The organism is Devosia enhydra (assembly GCF_900119845.1).
In the GTDB taxonomy this organism is placed as follows: domain Bacteria; phylum Pseudomonadota; class Alphaproteobacteria; order Rhizobiales; family Devosiaceae; genus FPKU01.
The window spans coordinates 479,935-496,791 of record NZ_FPKU01000003.1 but is presented as its reverse complement, the minus strand read 5'-3'; the positions used below and the strand labels follow the sequence as shown (position 1 = coordinate 496,791).

Sequence of the window (16,857 nt, the reverse complement as noted above, 5' to 3'; positions counted from 1 at the left end):
GGCGCCTAGTCTCCGCCCGACGTGGCCCGCGATGGACGACCCCGTGAACCAGCACATTCCGACCCTTCCGCCTGCCGATGCCGATGGCAGCCCTGCTCCGGTGACCCCGGTCAATGCCCGGCGCGGCACGCCCGTGTGGAAGCAGCTCTTGCTCTGCATCGTCGTGCTCGGGCTCGCCTTTGCCGGCTGGTACTGGTTCTATCCGGGCGCCCCGCAGATGCTGGCGCAGAACGGCATCGTGCTGCCCATCGCCCCTCCGGCGGCAACCACCGCCGAAACCCCCGCAGCGCGCGGGCCGGGGCAGGCTGGGCCGGGTGCCGGTGCAGCCGGCGGTCCGCCGGGCGGCGGGCGCGGCGGCTTTGCCCGTGCCACTCCGGTCGTCGTGGTTCAGCCCGTGGGCGTCGCGACCATCAATGATCGCCTCTCCGCCGTGGGTGAAGGCACCGCCGCGCGCTCGGTAAGCGTCGTCACCCCGGTGGCGGGTACCCTCACCACCCTTGCCGTTGCGCCAGGCGAGGTGGTTTCGGCTGGAACGCTGATCGCCGAACTCGACAGCGAGAGCGAACAGGTGGCGCTCGACCGGGCCCAGCTGGCCCTGCGCGAGGCCGAGGCGGCGCTGACCCGTTCGCAGGAATTGCGCAATGCCAATGCGGTTTCGGTGGTGCAGCTCTCGGCGGCGCAGCTGGCGGCCGACCAGGCGCGGCTCGAAGTGCGCAATGCCGAACTGGCGCTGGAGCGCCGATCGATCCGCAGCCCGATAGCGGGCACGGTGGGGCTGATCCAGGTGAGCCAGGGCAATCTAGTGGCGGCGCAGACGGCGGTGACCACGGTGGAGGACAACGCCACCATCAGGCTCGATTTCTGGGTGCCCGAGCGCTATTCGGGCGCCATCGCCATCGGCCAGCCGGTGAGCGTGAGCTCGGTGGCGCTGCCCGGACAGACCTTTTCGGGCGTGGTGCGCGCCATCGACAACCGCATCGATACCACGAGCCGGACGCTTCAGGTGCAGGCCTCGATCGACAATCCCGACCGGCGCATCCGCCCCGGAATGTCCTTGTCGGTGACGCTCGATTTCCCCGGCGATACCTATACGATGGTCGATCCGCTGTCGCTGCAATGGTCGGCCGAGGGCGCCTATGTGTGGACCTATGCCGAGGGCGTGGTCAATCGCGCCTCTGTCGAGATCGTCGAGCGCAACAGCAATGGCGTGCTGGTGATCGGCGAGATTGCCGAGGGTCAGCAGGTGGTGACCGAGGGCGTGCTGCAATTGCAGCCGGGCGCCAGCGTGCGCCTGCTCGACGACCTTGCAGCGGGAGCGCCGGCCCGCCCCGCCGCGCGCAGCTGATCACGACTTCCAAGGGAGCCTGACGATGTCGATTGCCAGCCAGAATGCACGCGGCGGCGCGATCGCCGGCCTCTTCGTCCGCCGCCCGGTTCTGGCGGTGGTGGTCAACGCGCTGATCGTGGTGGCAGGCCTTGCCGCGCTCTTCGGGGTGGAGGTGCGCGAGCTGCCCAGCGTCGAGCGGCCGGTGCTCTCGATTAATACCAGCTTTTCGGGCGCTGCCGCCGAAACCGTCGACCGCGAGGTGACGGCACTGGTTGAAGGCGCGGTGGCGCGCGTCCAAGGCGTAACCTCGATTTCCTCGCGCTCCTCCTATGGATCGAGCCGGGTGACGCTGACCTTCGCGGACGGCACCAATCTCGACAATGCCACCTCGGACGTGCGCGACGCCACGGCGCGGCTGGTCAACCGGCTGCCCGAGGGCGCCGATGCGCCCACCATCATCAAGGCCGACCCCGACGCCAACGCCATCATGCAGCTGGCCGTGACATCGGACACGCTGCCCATCGACCAGCTGACGACGCTGGTGGAAGACACGATCTCGGAGCGCCTCGCCGCCGTGCCGGGGGTCGCCGACGTGCAGGTCTATGGGACGCGCACGCCAGTGTTCGAGGTCGATATCGACCCGCTCAAGCTCGCGGCCTTCGGCCTGACGGTAGCCGATGTGCGCGGCGCCATGGGCACGCTGACCTTTGACAGCCCGGCCGGCTCGATCAACGGCACCAACCAGAACATCAATGTCCGCGCCGTATCGGAGGTGACCACCCCGGCCCAGTTCGAGGACATCGTCATCCGCGACGGCGTCAAGGTGGGCGATGTGGCGCGCGTTGTTTTCGGCGCGACGGCGAGTTCGTCGGGGCTGCGCTCGGATGGCAAGCCGGGCCTGGGGCTCGGGATCGTGCGGCAGGCGCAGTCCAACACGATGCAGATCTCGGAGGGCGTCAACAAGGCCGTGGCCGACATGGCGACGGTGTTGCCGGCCGGCGTCGACCTCAAGATCTCGAGCGACGATTCCGTGTTCATCGCCGGCGCGCTGCACGAGGTCGAGCGCTCGCTGATGGTGGCGGTGGGCGTCGTGGTCGCCATCATCTTCATCTTCCTCATGGATTGGCGGGCGACCCTCATTCCCGCCGTCGCCATGCCGATCGCGCTGATCGGGACGGTGGCGGGCATCTACGCGGCCGGCTTCTCGATCAACATCCTGACGCTGCTCGCCATCGTGCTGGCCACGGGGCTGGTGGTGGACGACGCCATCGTCGTGCTCGAAAACATCGTCCGGCGACGACAGATGGGCATGGGGCCGCGCGCCGCAGCGGTTCTGGGCACGCAGGAAGTGTTCTTCGCGGTGATCGCCACCACGGCGACGCTCGCGGCCGTGTTCGTGCCGCTCTCCTTCCTGCCGGGACAGACGGGGCAGCTTTTCCGCGAATTCGGCTTCACCCTCGCCATTGCCGTGCTGCTCTCCTCGGTCGTGTCGCTGACGCTCGCCCCGATGCTGGCCTCGCGCCTGCTCAAAGGCGCCGAGGCCGGGCATGGCCGCAATCCGCTGGCGGGTCTTGGTCGGCTGTTTGGCGGGTTCTATCGGGTGTCGCTGCGCTTTTGCCTCGACAATCCCCTCATCGTGCTGCTCGTGGCAGGCCTTTTCGCCGCCTCGGCCTATTTCGTCTTTACCAACCTGCGGCAGGAGCTGACCCCGCCCGAAGACCGCGCGCAGGTGCGGCTCTTCGTTTCGGCGCCCAATACGGTGAGCCTCGATTTCACCCGCTCGCAGATGCAGCGCGTGGAAGAACTGTTGCAGCCCCTGGTCGATAATGGCGAGATTGCCAGCATCTTCTCGATCTCGGGCTTCGGGTCCTCGACCAGCAGCGGCGCGCTCACCTTGACGCTCGCGCCCTGGGAAGAGCGCAGCCGCACCCAGCAGCAGATCGTCGCTGAGATCAACCAGCTCGTACAGGCGGTGCCCGGCGTGCGCGTCAATGCCGGCCAGCCCAACAGCCTCGGCATCCGCGGTGGCGGCAGCGGGCTGCAATTCGCGCTGCTGGGCAGCAATTACGAACAGCTCGCCGAGACCGCTCGCGCCATCGCCGATGTGATGGAGGAGGACACGCGCTTCGGGCGGGTGAGCGTCGGGTTCGATACCACCCAGCCGCAGCTGACCCTGCGCATCGATCGCGACCGCGCCGCGGCGCTCGGCATCGACATCAACGGGCTGGGCACCACCATGCAGGCGATGATCGACGGCTCGGATGTCGGCACCGTGTTCATCAACGATTCCAGCTATTCGGTGCGCATGGTCTCGACGGTTTCCCCGGTCAACGATCCGCGCGATCTCGAGCGGCTGTTCGTGCGCACATCCGATGGCCGCTATGTGCCGATGTCGACCATCGCGACGCTGAGCGAGGCGCCGATCGCGCCCAACCTGACGCGCGAGGAGCAGCGGCGCGCCGTGTCGGTCAGCGCCAGCCTCGACGGGTTTGCGCTGGGCGATGCCTATCAGAGCGCGCTCGCCATCGCCCAGCCGCTCCTGCCCGAGGGCGTGACCATCGCGCCGCTGGCCGAAGCCCGCACCATCGGGGATGCCAATAACGGGCTGCTGATCACCTTCGGCTTTGCGCTCGTGGTGATCCTGCTGGTGCTGTCGGCGCAGTTCGAGAGCGTCTGGAGCGCCATCATCGTCATGGCCACGGTGCCCTTCGGGCTCGCCTGTGCCATCTATGCGGTGCTGGTGACGGGCGGGTCGATCAATGTCTACAGCCAGATCGGGCTGATATTGGTGGTCGGCATCATGGCCAAGAACGGCATCCTGATCGTGGAATTCGCCAACCAGCTGCGCGATCGCGGCCTGCCGGTACGCGAGGCGATCGAGGAGGCCTCCAATATCCGCCTGCGCCCGGTGGTGATGACGATGCTGGCCACCGTGCTGGGCGGCCTGCCGCTGGTGATGGCGGGCGGCGCCGGGGCGGAATCGCGCGCGGCACTGGGCTGGATCATCGTGGGCGGGCTCGGTTTTGCGGCCGTGATGACGCTCTATCTCACCCCCATCGCCTATCTGATGATGGCGCGCTTCTCCAAGCCCAAGGCCGAGGAAGAGGCCCGGCTGCGGCGCGAGCTGGAGGCGGCGGATCTGCGGCCGGCCGCGGCCGAATAGGCCCGCTCACCGAGAAATGAGGCCGCGTTGGCGCGGCTTCGGTGCTAAGGCTCGCGGGTTGCCCGAGGAGCCAGCATGCTCGACGCCGCCCTGCGCCGCTATATCGACCCGCCGCTCGACCGCATGGGCGCGGCGGTGCATCGGCTGGGGCTTTCGGCCAATCAGGTGACGCTGATCGGGCTCGGGGCCGGGCTCATGGCCGCCGGCGCCATAGCGCTCGGGGCCTATGCCGCAGGGCTCGTGCTGATCCTGGCCTCACGGCTGGCCGACGGGCTCGATGGCGCCGTGGCGCGACGCGCCGGCATCACCGATTTCGGCGGCTATCTCGATATCGCCTGCGACTTCCTGTTCTATGGCGCTATTCCGCTCGGCTTCGTGCTCGCCGATCCGGCCAACAATGCCGTGCCGGGGGCGGCGCTGCTCGCGGCCTTCTATTTCAACGGCACGACATTTCTGGGCTATGCGGTGCTGGCCGAGCGGCGCGGGCTCGAAACGGCGGCGCGCGGGCTCAAATCGCTCTATTTCACCGGCGGACTGCTCGAGGGTACCGAGACGATCCTGTTCTTTGTCGCCTTCTGCCTTTTTCCGCAGGCGTTTCCGCTGATCGCGCTGGTGTTCGCCGCCGGCTGCGTGATCACCGGCACGAGCCGGGTGCTGCTCGCCTGGCGGCTGTTTCGCTGAGGCGCAAAACCGGATGCCGGCTCTCGGCGGCATCCGGGCGCGGAGCCGCACTCAGACCTGATCGAGCGCGTAGCTGAGATCGGCGATGAGGTCGTCAGCCGATTCAAGCCCCACCGACAGCCGCAGGAGCCCCGGGGTGATGCCGGATTCGAGGCGGATCTCCTCGCTCAGCCGCTGGTGGGTCGTGGTGCGCGGATGGGTAATGATCGACTTGGCATCGCCCAGATTGTTCGAGATCAGGATGATGGCCAGAGCATCCGACACCTTGAAGGCATTCTCCTGACCGCCCGCGACCTCGAAGGCGATGAGGGTGGAGCCCGAGCTCATCTGGCGCTTGGCCAGCTCATATTGCGGATGATCCTTGTGGTGCGGATAGAGCACCCGGGCGACCTTGGGGTGGCCGGCGAGGAAATCGGCGATACGGGCGGCGTTCTGCGCCATGCGCTCGACGCGCAGCGACAGGGTTTCGAGGCCCTTGAGCAGCACCCAGGCGTTGAACGGGCTCATCGAGGGCCCGGTCTGGCGGATGAAGGTGTGGATGTCGCCCCCGATCAGCTCCTGGCTCCCCAGGATGGCGCCGCCCATGGCGCGCCCCTGGCCATCGATATGCTTGGTGGCCGAATAGCAGACGAGATCGGCCCCGAGCTTGAGCGGGGACTGGAAGATGGGGGTGGCAAAGACGTTGTCGACGATGAGCTTTGCGCCATGGGCATGGGCGATCTCCGCCACCGCCGCGATATCGCAGAGTTCGAGCGTCGGGTTGGTCGGGGTTTCGAGGAACACGACCTTGGTGTTGGGCTGCATGGCGCGGGCGAAATTCTCGGGATCGCGGCCATCGACCAGCGTCGAGGTGACGCCCCAGCGCGGCAGGAAATCCTCCACCACATAGCGGCACGACCCAAAGAGCGCCCGGGCCGAGACGACATGGTCGCCGGCGCGCACCTGGCTCATGAGCGCGGTGGTGACCGCCGCCATGCCGGTAGCAAGCCCGCGCGCTGCCTCTGCGCCTTCGAGCAGCGCGATGCGCTTCTGGAACATCTCCACCGTGGGGTTGGAGAAGCGCGAATAGATGTAGCCGGGATCCTCGTTCTTGAAGCGGCGCTCGGCGGCGCCTGAACTGGGATAGATATAGCCGGAATTGACGAACATCGCCTCCGAGGTTTCCCCATGCGGGCTGCGCTCGGTGCCGCCATGCACCAGCAGCGTATCGGGGGCGCGGCGCGCGGGATCGCTGAGGGGGTTCCTGGGATCGGGCATTTTCGTCCTTCCGAAAATGAAAAAGGCCGGCACGATGGCCAGCCCCCTTGCGGTCGGCAGGAGGGCGAGCCTCCGGCATCCTTTAGCGACTTGTTTAAAGTGGCTGCAATCGGACCGGCCAAATCACCACTGTGGATGGCGTTCTAAGCCCAGCACGGTCGATCCGTCAATCGGCAAGCGTGCTTCGGGCCCGATTGCGCCGGCGCGGTGATTGTTGCTAGGGAAGGGGCCGAAACGGTGCCCGGGCGAGGCAGGATGGACACGCAGAATTGGCCTGAGGGCGTCTTTCCGGCCCGCCTGATCGAACGGCTGGCGTCGGCGGGTGCCATCCGCGCGGCGCGCAGCTTCGACCCCGACCAGGTGCAGCCGGCCAGCCTTGACCTGCGGCTGGGCCCCAAGGCCTGGCGCATCAGGGCGAGCTTTCTGCCGGGGCCGGGCCACACGGTGGCCGACCGCATCGACAGCCTTGTGCTGCACGAACTCGATCTCAGCGACGGCGCGGTGCTCGAGCGCAACTGCGTCTATCTCGTGCCGCTGCTCGAGGCGCTGGACCTGCCGGCCGACGTCAGCGCCAGCGCCAACCCCAAATCCTCTACCGGGCGGCTCGATGTGTTCACCCGCGTCATCGGGGACCATGCGCGCGGCTTCGACATCCTGCCGGCAGGCTATGAGGGCGCGCTCTATCTCGAAATCAGCCCGCGCACCTTTCCGGTGCGGGTGCGTACAGGTTCGCGGCTTTCGCAGATGCGGTTCCGCGTCGGGGATGCACGGCTCGATGCCGATGGCCACCGGGCCCTGCATGCCGCCGAGACGCTGGTGGTGGACGAGAACGAGCCGGTGGCCGACGGGGTCTCGCTCTCCATCGACCTCAAGGGCGAGGGGCGCAACGGGCTCATCGGCTTTCGCTCCAAGCGGCATACGGCGGTCATCGACATGGACCGCAAAGATGCGCTCGATGTGCTCGATTTCTGGGATCCGCTCGTCAATCGCGGCTCGGAGCAGTTCATCCTCGATCCCGATGAATTCTACATTCTCGTGAGCCGCGAGGCGGTGCATGTGCCCCCCGGCCATGCCGCCGAGATGGTGCCGTTCGATCCGCTGGTGGGGGAATTCCGGGTGCATTATGCCGGGTTTTTCGACCCCGGCTTCGGGCATTCGGCAGCGGGCGGCACGGGCGCGCGGGCGGTGCTCGAGGTGCGCAGCCGCGAGGTGCCGTTCCTGCTCGACCATGGCCAGACCATCGGGCGCCTCGTCTATGAGCGGCTGGCGGCGCCCGCCGACCGGCTCTATGGCACGGGGCTGGGCTCGAACTACCAGGCCCAGACGCTGAAACTCTCCAAGCATTTCCGCCCCTATCGGCAAAGCTGAGGGCGCCTGCCTCCGGCCCGCCGCCGGGCGGACGCGAAATTGCCGCCGGTTTTTCGCTTTTTTGCCGGAACCGCAGCCGCGCATCCGCCGTTGCGCCTAGAAGGTTCCCACAAATGTGGGCGCCGGGGCATTCAGCATGGGGCAGATGCGGCATGGCAAGACTTCACACGACTTCGACGAGAACCCGCATCGGCCATTTCGCCATCTACCTGCTTGCAGCGGTGCTGGTGCTGTTCGGGCTGCCGATCTTTGCCGGCGGCATCTGGCTGATGACGCTGGGCGGGTCGTGGTATTACACCTTCGCCGGGCTGGGGCTGCTGGTCACGGCCTATTACCTTGGGTGGCGCTCCATGGCGGCGGTCTGGGTCTATCTGCTGACCTTTGCGGTGACGCTGGCCTGGGCGCTGTGGGAATCCGGGCTCGATGCGTGGGCGCAGGTGCCGAGGCTCCTGGCCCCCAGCATCGTTCTCGTGCTCGTGCTGCTCGCCATACCCGGCCTGCGCCGCATGGTGCCGCCGCTCGATCGCCGCTCGGGCGTTGCCGCAGCCATCGCGGTGGCGGTGGGCGGCATGGCGGCGGTGACGCTCTATATCGATACCGAAAATCATCCCCTGCGCGCCCAGGAGACGCTCGGCGCCCCCGGTACGGCGCAGGTGGAGCCGGCCCCGGCCACCGCGCCCCAGGGCGAAGCCAACGCGCCCCAAGGCGAAATCGTGCCCGAGGTGCCGACCTCGGGGGTGCCCCAGGAGATCGCTGCGACGCCCGTGGTCTATGAGGACCCCATCGTCGGGGAGGACTGGTTCGCCTATGGCGGCAACAATCACGCGACGCGCTATTCGCCCCTGAGCCAGATCACCCGCGACAATGTCGGGCAGCTCGAAAAGATCTGGGAATTCCGCACCGGCGACCTGCCGGAAAACGACGAGCCCTTCGGCAACCAGAACACCCCGATCAAGATCGGCAACCGGCTGTTCCTGTGCTCGGCGCTCAATAAGGTCAGCGCCATCGACGCAGCGACGGGCGCCGAGTTCTGGACCTATGACCCGCAGACCCCGACGGACGCGATCGGCTACAATGCCTCGTGCCGGGGCCAGGTGTATTTCGCCGACCCCGCCGCGGCCCCGACCGATCTTTGCGCCGCGCGCATCGTCTTCATGACCCATGATGCGCGCATGATCGCGCTCGATACCGAGACGGGCCAGCTCTGCCCCGATTTCGGCAATGCCGGTATCGTCAACCTGCTGGTAGGCATCGGCGACACGGCGCCGGGCTTTTATGCCCCGACCTCGCCGCCGACGCTCGTGCGCGACGTGCTGGTGGTGGGCAGCCAGGTCAGCGACGGACAGACCCGCGAGGCGCCCTCGGGCGTCATCCGCGGCTTCGACGTGCTGACGGGCGAACTCAACTGGGCCTGGGACATGGACCGGCCGGGCGAGAAGGGCCTGCCGCCAGAGGGCGAGATCTATACGCCGGGCACGCCCAACATGTGGACCCTCGCATCGGCGGACAACGAACTGGGCCTCGTCTACCTGCCGATGGGCAATTCGGCGGTCGATTACTGGGGCGGGGACCGCTCGGAGGCCGAGAACACCTATTCGACCGCCATCGTGGCGCTCGACGTGGAAACCGGCGATGTCGCCTGGCACTACCAGACGGTGCATTACGACATCTGGGACTATGATCTGGGCGGGCAGGGCACGCTGGTCGATTTCCCGACCCCGGAAGGGCCAGTGCCGGCCATCATCATGCCCTCCAAGCAGGCGCAGTTCTATATTCTGGATCGCCGCACCGGCGAGCCGCTGGTGACCATCGAGGAACGGCCGGCCCCGCAGGGTGGGGTGGAGCCCGAGCGGCTGTCTCCGACCCAGCCCTATGTCACGGACTTCCCCAACCTGATCAAGCCCGACCTGACCGAGGCCGACATGTGGGGCGCCACCCCGCTCGACCAGCTCTGGTGCCGCATCCAGTTCCGGCAGGCCGCCTATGACGGGGTCTATACGCCCCCGACCGTCGACCGGCCGTGGATCCAGTTCCCCGGCTACAATGGCGGGGTGGACTGGGGTGGGGTGGCCGTCGATCCCGAAAAGGGGATCATGATCACCAATTACAACAACATGCCCAACTACAACCAGCTGGTGCCGCGCGAGGAGGTTGATGCCATGGGCATCGTGCCGATCACCGACCCAGACTACGACGCCTCGGCCGGTTCGGGCTCGCATGGCAGCATCAGCCCGCAGGCACTGTCGCCCTATGGCATCAGGGTGAATGCCGGCTGGCGCGTGCCGTTCACGGGGCTCTTGTGCAAGCAGCCGCCCTATGGCGGGATCGCGGCCATCGACCTCAACACCCGCGAAGTGCTTTGGGACCGGCCTTTCGGCTCGGCGCGCAAGAATGGGCCCTTCGGCATTCCTTCGATGCTGCCGCTCGAAATCGGCACGCCCAATAATGGCGGCGGGCTGATTACCAGCACCGGCCTGTTCTTCATCGGCGCCACCACCGACGACATTTTCCGCGCCATCGACATCGAGACGGGCGAAGAGGTGTGGCAGGTGACGCTGCCCGCCGGCGGGCAGGCGACCCCCATGACCTATGAGGCCGGCGGGCGGCAGATCGTGGTGATCAATGCGGGCGGCCACGACTTCATGGAGACCCCGGTCGGCGATTATTTCATCGCCTACGCGCTGCCCGGCAACAGCTGATTGCCGGGGGCTGGGGGATGAACCAGATCGATGCCCTGATGGGCGGGGCCAGTTACTGCGGGCCGCCACCGACGCTTGCCGATCTCTGGTCGCGCTGGAATTTCGATCCGCTGCTGCTGGCCGCCCTGGCGCTGGGGCTGGGGCTCTATCTGGGGCTGGCTCGAACCAGCGCACGCGCCCAGATGCAGTTCGCTGCCGGCTGGGCGGTGCTGGCCGTTGCCTTCGTGAGCCCGCTCTGCGCGCTGACGGTGGCGCTGTTTTCGGCGCGCGTCGCCCATCACCTGCTGCTGGTGGCAGTTGCGGCGCCGCTTCTGGCGCTCGGCCTGCCCGAGGCCCTGCGCCGCTGGGCGAGCCCGCATGGGGCGGTGCTTCTTCTCGCTCATACCGGGCTCTTCTGGCTCTGGCACGTGCCCGACGCCTATGCCGTGGCGCTGGGCAATGATGCCGTCTACTGGCTGATGCAGACGAGCTTGCTCACAAGCGCCATGCTGTTCTGGGCCGGCATGCTCGACAGAACTGCGCGCCCGGCCGCCGCCATCGGCGGGCTCGTGGCCGCGAGCATGCAGATGGGGCTTCTGGGGGCGCTCTTGACCTTCGCGCCCGAGCCGCTTTATGCGCCGCATCTGGACACGACCGCCGCCTATGCGCTCTCGGCCGTTGCCGACCAGCAATTGGCGGGGCTGATGATGTGGGTGCCCGGCGCGCTGCCTTATCTCGCCGGTGCGCTCGTGGTGCTGATGCGCGTGCTGGGCACGGCGCCGCTGCGCGGGGAGGGCCGATGATCATCGCGCTCAAATCGATCCATGTGATCGCCATCGCGCTGTGGTCGGCAGGCCTTTTGAGCCTGCCCTTCCTCTACAGGCAGCGCAACGGCGCGAGCGACAAGGCGCTGCATCGCATCCATGCCTTCACCCGCAGGTTCTATGTGGTGGCGATCTCGCCGGCGGCCTTCCTCGCCATCGGAACGGGGACGGCGCTGATCTTTTATCGCGAGACCTTCACCACCTGGTTCAGCCTCAAGCTCCTGGCCGTTGCCCTGATGATGGTGATCCACGTGCTGCTCGGCCTCAGGATCCTGTCGCTGTTCGAGGAGGGCAAGCGCTATCCCGGCTGGCTTGCCGGCACGATGACCTCGTGTGCCGCGCTCGTCATCACCGCCATCCTGACGCTGGTGCTGGGCAAGCCCGAATTCGTCGGGCAGGAGCCTTTTCACGATCTCTTCGAACCCGGTCATCTCGCCGAAATGGCGGACGGCCTCATTTCCTGGATGAGATGAGGAGCCCGACCCCGTGATCGAAGACCAGCTTGCCGCCGTGCCAGCCCGCCATGCCGGTGACGAGCGCGGCCAGAACCGACAGCATCAGCCCATGGGGCAGAACCGCATCGGGCACGTTGAGGCGCAGGCCCCAATTGGCGCCCGCAATGGCGATCAGCACCATGGCGGCAATCGCATGGTTCCAGCTCGCCACCCGCACCCTGATGCCGGGCACGAGCAGCAATTCGGCCGTGCCCACGATGGCGGCGGCAACCCCGAAGGCAAAGGCGAAGCCCGCGGACCACAACCCGGCCCGGACCCAGAAGGGATCGGCGCTCCACCAGTAGAAGATATCGGCGCCCAGCGTCGCCACCACGAGCGCGATGGGGAAATGCACCATCATGGCATGGAGCGGATGGCCGGCGACGGCGATGGCCGAGCCGATATCCTTTTCGGCCACGGCGCGCAGCACCGGACTGGCATGATCGGACGAGGCTTCCTCGGTCCGCTCTTCCTGCTTTTCCAGTTCGCGTGTCGGATCTTCGCTCATCGTCTTCCCCCTTCGATCAAGGCGCCAGGCCGGCTTTTCCCCTTGGCAACGGCTGCCATGGTTTCGGGTTGCACCGGCCCGCTCTCCACCCTCGATGTCGCGGGCCCAGCGGCCGGGTCGGTCGCGACGCTGTGGTGGGTGATGCTGGCCGGCTCGGTCGTGCTCTTTCTGCTTGTAGCGCTGTTGCTCTGGGCAAGCTACCGGCGTCCCGGCCTCATCGCCCGGATGGAGCCGGGACGGTTCGTGTTCTGGCTCGGGCTCGTGATGCCCGCCCTCGTGCTTACGGCGCTGGTGACGACGGCGCTCGCGCTCGGGGAGCGGTTGCTGCCCCAGCCCGGCACGCCGCAGCCGATGCGCATCGAGGCGCGGGCCGAGCAATGGCGCTGGGTATTCTCCTATCCCGACCTGCCCGGCGCCGCCCCGACACCCGACGTGCTGCACATGCCGGCGGGGCAGCCGGTCGACATCGTGGTCACCTCGGCCGATGTGGTGCACGCCTTCTGGATCCCCCGCCTCGGGGGCAAGATCGACGCAATACCGGGCCATACCAACATCATCCGCCTCCTGGCCGACCGGCCGGGCAGCTATCATGGCGTCTGCGCCGAGTTCTGCGGCACCGGCCACACCATCATGCGCTTCATGGCCGAGGCGCACCCCGCCGAGACGCTGGCGACCGTATTGGGAGTTGACCCGTGACACCAAACCATCACGGCTCGCCCATCGCGCTGCATCGCGCCTTGATGGCCATCTGGGGGACGGGACCGGGGCTTCAGCGGCTCGCGGCCGTCAACCACAACATCCTTGGCCGGCGCTTCATCGTCGTGGCGTTCTTCTTTTTCGCGGTCGGCGGCGTTCTCTCGATGCTGATCCGGGCGCAGCTGGCCACCTCGCATTCGGCCTTTGTCGGGCCCGAAATATACAACCAGATCTTCACCATGCACGGCACGGTGATGATGTTCCTCTTCGCCATCCCGATGTTCGAGGGGCTGGCGATGTATCTGCTGCCCAAGCTCATCGGGGCACGCGATCTCGCCTTCCCGCGGCTCACCGCCTACGGCTTCTGGTGCTATCTGTTCGGAGGCGGCATCATTCTCGTCGCCATGCTGATGGGCGTGGCGCCCGATGGCGGCTGGTTCATGTATACCCCGCTGTCCTCGCGGCCCTATACGCCGGGCATCAATGCCGATGTCTGGCTCTTGGGCATCACCTTCGTCGAGATTTCGGCGGTGACGGCAGCGGTGGAGATCACCGTCACCATCCTCAAGATGCGGGCGCCGGGCATGACGCTGGCGCGGATGCCGATCTTTGCCTGGTACATGCTGGTGACGGCCGGCATGATGCTGGTGGGGTTTCCGCCGCTGATCCTGGGCTCGATCCTGCTCGAGATGGAGCGGGCCTTCGACCTGCCGTTCTTCGACCCCACGCGGGGTGGCGATGCGCTGCTCTGGCAGCACCTGTTCTGGCTTTTTGGGCATCCGGAAGTCTACATCATCTTCCTGCCCGCCGCAGGGGCGCTCTCGACCATCATCCCGACCTTCGCGCGCACTCCGCTCGTGGGCTATCGCGCCATCGTCGCGGCCATCGTGGCGATGGGGTTCCTGTCCTTCGGGCTCTGGGTGCACCACATGTTCACGGTGGGCATTCCGCATCTGGCGCTGGCGTTCTTCTCGGCGGCGAGCGCGCTCGTGGCCATACCCACCGCCGTGCAGATCTTTTCCTGGATCGCGACCCTGGCGCAGGGCCGGCCGCGCTTCGACATCCCCATGCTCTATGTAGCGGGCTTTTTCATCGTCTTCGTGATGGGCGGGCTGACCGGGGTGATGCTCGCCATGGTGCCGTTCAACGCGCAGGCCCATGACAGCTATTTCGTGGTCGCGCATCTCCACTATGTGCTGGTGGGCGGCTTCGTGTTCCCGATGCTGGCGGCGGCCTATTACTGGCTGCCCCATTTCACCGGCCGGCTGCCGGTGTTCAAACTCTCGATCCCGGCCTTCTGGCTGATCTTCATCGGGTTCAACCTCACCTTTTTCCTTATGCACCTCACCGGCCTCATGGGCATGCCGCGGCGCATTTACACCTATCCGGGCAATTTCGGCTGGGACTGGCTCAACCTGCTGTCCTCGGTGGGCGGCTTCATCCTGACATCGGGATTCGTGCTGATCCTCGTCGATATCGTGCTGCAATTCCGGCTGGGACTGCCGTTCCGGCGCGATCCCTGGCAGGCGGGCACGCTGGAATGGGCGATGCCGACCCCGCCGCCGGCCTATAATTTTGCCGCCATCCCCCGCATCGACCGGCGCGCCGACCAGCTCGAACCCCATCGCATGGGCGCCGAGATCGCGGCGGGGCGCGGTTATCTCGGCTTCACCCGGCTGGGGCGGCAGGAGACGCTGGGGGTGGACATGATGACGGGCGAGCCCGACCAGGTCATCGTGCTCCCGCGCCCGACCTTTTTGCCGCTGATCACGGCACTGGTCACGGGCGTCGTCTTCCTCGGGCTGCTCTTCAAGCTCTACTGGCTGGCCGCTGCGGCGGCGCTCTGCGTGCTCGGCATGTTCCTGCTCTGGCCGCTCGAAATCGGACAGAAGCGCGATACCGGGCCCATCGATATCGGAGAGGGCGAGGCGGTGCCGGTGTCCGACGAAGTCGGGGCGAGCCCGGTCTGGTGGGGCACGCTGGCCTCGCTCGCCGTCGACGCCGCGCTTTTTGCCTCCCTGGCCTTCGGAGCGCTGTTCCTGCTGGTCATCGCGCCGGGCTGGCCGGGACCGCAGGCGGGCGCGGCGCTCTGGCCCTATGCCGCAGCGGCCGGCCTTGCGATGGTAGTGGCGGCCCTGGTGCGGCGGCGGGCCGAGGCGGTCAACGGGGCCGGGGGATCGCCGATGGTACCTGTCGGAGCGGCCCTGCTGCTCCATGCCGGGGCGATCGTTGCGCTCGTGCTGCTCGGGTTCAACCTGCCCGATCCGACGGCGCATGCCGCCGGGGCGGTCTGCCTCGCGCTGATCCTGTACGCCATTGTGCATTGCGGGGTGGGGTGCCTGCTCTCGATCAACACCATGCTGCGGATCGGTGGCGGCTTCGTCTCGGCGATCCGCAATGTCGATTTCCGGCTCGGCCGGGCCTGGGCCGATTTCACGGTTGTGACGGGGCTCGTCGCGCTGGCGCTGGTTTTGGGCGTGCCGGCCATGGCCGAGGTGCTGCGATGAGAGCGATGCGCGCCGGCCTCATGCCGCTGATTGCGGGCTTCGTCCTCTGGTCGCTGGGCTTCGTGGCGCTTTACGGTCTCAATGCTGTCGGCTGTGCCATGGGGTGGCATCTGCTTGGCAGCGAGCCGCTGACGCTCCAGCGTCTGATGCTGGTGCTGGTGCTTGCCGCGACGCTGGCGGGCGTCGGGGCACTGACGCTTGCCCAGCGCCGGGAGGTCGGCAGGCAGACGCAGGGCAGGGAGGGGCTGATTTTAAGGGCTGGCTACTGGGCGAGCCTTGCCGCATTGGGCGCGACGCTCTTCACCTTCGCGCCGGTCTTCGCGCTTTCGACCTGCATCTGAGCGCGCTTCCGGACGCCGAACCGCTGCCCGCTTCGGCTGGAAGCGCTAGTAAAAGCTCACCGGGAACCAGCGCAGATAGAGCTCGTCGAGCGCGCCGGAGCGCTTCATGCGGATGAGGCCGGCATCGAGCGCCACGCGTACCGCATCGCGACCCTCGGGCACCGCCATGGCCATGCCGGGCCCGAAAAGGTCGGGGCGGAAATAGGCCTCGCCGGCGAAATGACAGCACTCGAGATTGGCGTTGAGCCAGAACGAGGCGCGCAAGCCATCCGCGAACACCGCATCGACCGCGCCGGCCTTGAGGGCATCGAGCGCGGCGATTTCGGTTTCGAACGGCACCTGAGCGATGGCGGGCAGGTAGCGGGTGAGGAATTGCGCATGGGCTGAGCCCTCGCGCACCCCGACCCGGCGGCCGGCAAAGCTGGCCGGATCGAAGGCCGAGACCGGAGTGCCGGCCATGACGAAGCGGCCGGGAAACATAAGGTAGATGCTCGAAAACGCAAAGGATTCCGCAGTTTCGGGCGTGATGCCGAGCCCGGCGATCAGCACGTCGCCCTGATTGTCCTCGAGCGCCCGCGCCGCCTGGTCCCACGGCCAGGCCTGCACCGTGCAGGCCACCTCGAGCGCCGCGCAGAGCCCGCGGGCCAGATCGATATTGAAGCCCACGAGCTCGCCCGTCGCGTCGCGGTAATTGAAGGGCGGGTAATCGGCGGTGGTGAGGAAGCGGATGGCGGGCACGGCCGACAGGTCGGCCTGCACGTCCCGCGCCGAAGGATCGATGTGATAGGGCAGGTTCTGGGCAAGCAGCGGCGCCGGGGCGAGCAGGGCGGCCAGCACCGTGAACAGCAGGCCGAAAACCGTGCGAAATGCGCGCATGGGGAGGTCCGACGTCGAGAGACCCCCCTTATGCCCCAGCCGGGCAGCGGATGCGAGGTGCCGCGAGAGCTTTTCTCGTATCGATACAAAAAGAGGCTTGAGCCCGAATGATTGTACAGGCCATAGTCGAGCCGGGG

At 67.3% G+C, this 16,857-nt stretch carries 13 protein-coding genes and 1 riboswitch; of the genes, 10 read left to right on the top strand and 3 right to left on the bottom strand.

From position 1 onward, the window contains the following. Positions 1-43 precede the first annotated feature (43 nt). The 3 genes from BT183_RS17165 to BT183_RS17155 all read left to right on the top strand — a co-directional run bounded on the left by BT183_RS17165 (position 44) and on the right by BT183_RS17155 (position 5,171). On the top strand, positions 44-1,345 hold the full coding sequence (locus tag BT183_RS17165; protein WP_244545372.1) for an efflux RND transporter periplasmic adaptor subunit: 1,302 nt from the start codon (positions 44-46) through the stop codon (positions 1,343-1,345). A gap of 25 nt (positions 1,346-1,370) precedes the next feature. Further along, positions 1,371-4,490: an efflux RND transporter permease subunit gene (locus BT183_RS17160; protein ID WP_143145866.1), complete on the top strand. Its 3,120-nt coding sequence runs from the start codon at positions 1,371-1,373 to the stop codon at positions 4,488-4,490. A gap of 75 nt (positions 4,491-4,565) precedes the next feature. Next, on the top strand, positions 4,566-5,171 hold the full coding sequence (locus BT183_RS17155; RefSeq protein WP_072345765.1) for a CDP-alcohol phosphatidyltransferase family protein: 606 nt from the start codon (positions 4,566-4,568) through the stop codon (positions 5,169-5,171). Between the two features lie 51 nt (positions 5,172-5,222). Here BT183_RS17155 and metZ read toward each other — a convergent pair whose 3' ends face one another. Continuing rightward, positions 5,223-6,428: an O-succinylhomoserine sulfhydrylase gene (gene metZ, locus BT183_RS17150; protein WP_072346340.1), complete on the bottom strand. Its 1,206-nt coding sequence runs from the start codon at positions 6,426-6,428 to the stop codon at positions 5,223-5,225. Positions 6,429-6,488: 60 nt separating this feature from the next. After that, positions 6,489-6,568: riboswitch (SAM riboswitch) on the bottom strand. Between the two features lie 115 nt (positions 6,569-6,683). On the opposite strand from metZ, the gene BT183_RS17145 reads away from it, so the two are divergent. The 4 genes from BT183_RS17145 (at position 6,684) to BT183_RS17130 (ending at position 11,771) form a co-directional block, all read left to right on the top strand. Further along, the gene (locus BT183_RS17145) at positions 6,684-7,796 is read left to right on the top strand and encodes a 2'-deoxycytidine 5'-triphosphate deaminase (protein WP_072345763.1); all 1,113 of its coding nucleotides are present in this window, start codon (positions 6,684-6,686) and stop codon (positions 7,794-7,796) included. Positions 7,797-7,948: 152 nt separating this feature from the next. Further along, positions 7,949-10,495, top strand: a complete 2,547-nt coding sequence (locus tag BT183_RS17140; RefSeq protein ID WP_072345761.1) for a membrane-bound PQQ-dependent dehydrogenase, glucose/quinate/shikimate family — start codon at positions 7,949-7,951, stop codon at positions 10,493-10,495. Positions 10,496-10,512: 17 nt separating this feature from the next. Beyond that, positions 10,513-11,277 (top strand): cytochrome c oxidase assembly protein, encoded by a 765-nt coding sequence (locus BT183_RS17135; RefSeq protein WP_244545371.1) that lies wholly within the window; start codon positions 10,513-10,515, stop codon positions 11,275-11,277. Continuing rightward, positions 11,274-11,771, top strand: a complete 498-nt coding sequence (locus BT183_RS17130) for a CopD family protein (RefSeq protein ID WP_072345759.1) — start codon at positions 11,274-11,276, stop codon at positions 11,769-11,771. Before BT183_RS17135 ends, BT183_RS17130 begins: the two co-directional genes overlap by 4 nt. Here BT183_RS17130 and BT183_RS17125 read toward each other — a convergent pair. Further along, complete coding sequence (locus BT183_RS17125; protein ID WP_084603679.1) at positions 11,752-12,300, bottom strand: DUF2231 domain-containing protein; 549 nt, start codon at positions 12,298-12,300, stop codon at positions 11,752-11,754. The genes BT183_RS17130 and BT183_RS17125 overlap by 20 nt on opposite strands. A 42-nt stretch (positions 12,301-12,342) precedes the next feature. Here BT183_RS17125 and coxB point away from each other — a divergent pair, with 42 nt between their 5' ends. From coxB to BT183_RS17110, 3 genes are read left to right on the top strand one after another with little or no spacing between them, the layout of a single operon-like run. Further along, entirely contained in the window at positions 12,343-12,996 is a 654-nt protein-coding gene (coxB, locus tag BT183_RS17120) for a cytochrome c oxidase subunit II (RefSeq protein WP_244545370.1), read from the top strand. 44 nt (positions 12,997-13,040) lie between these two features. After that, positions 13,041-15,503, top strand: a complete 2,463-nt coding sequence (ctaD, locus tag BT183_RS17115; RefSeq protein WP_084603628.1) for a cytochrome c oxidase subunit I — start codon at positions 13,041-13,043, stop codon at positions 15,501-15,503. Next, on the top strand, positions 15,500-15,844 hold the full coding sequence (locus BT183_RS17110) for a hypothetical protein (protein WP_143145865.1): 345 nt from the start codon (positions 15,500-15,502) through the stop codon (positions 15,842-15,844). Before ctaD ends, BT183_RS17110 begins: the two co-directional genes overlap by 4 nt. A 45-nt stretch (positions 15,845-15,889) precedes the next feature. On the opposite strand, the gene BT183_RS17105 is transcribed toward BT183_RS17110, so the two are convergent. Continuing rightward, positions 15,890-16,720 (bottom strand): transporter substrate-binding domain-containing protein, encoded by an 831-nt coding sequence (locus BT183_RS17105; RefSeq protein ID WP_072345751.1) that lies wholly within the window; start codon positions 16,718-16,720, stop codon positions 15,890-15,892. Positions 16,721-16,857: the final 137 nt, after the last annotated feature.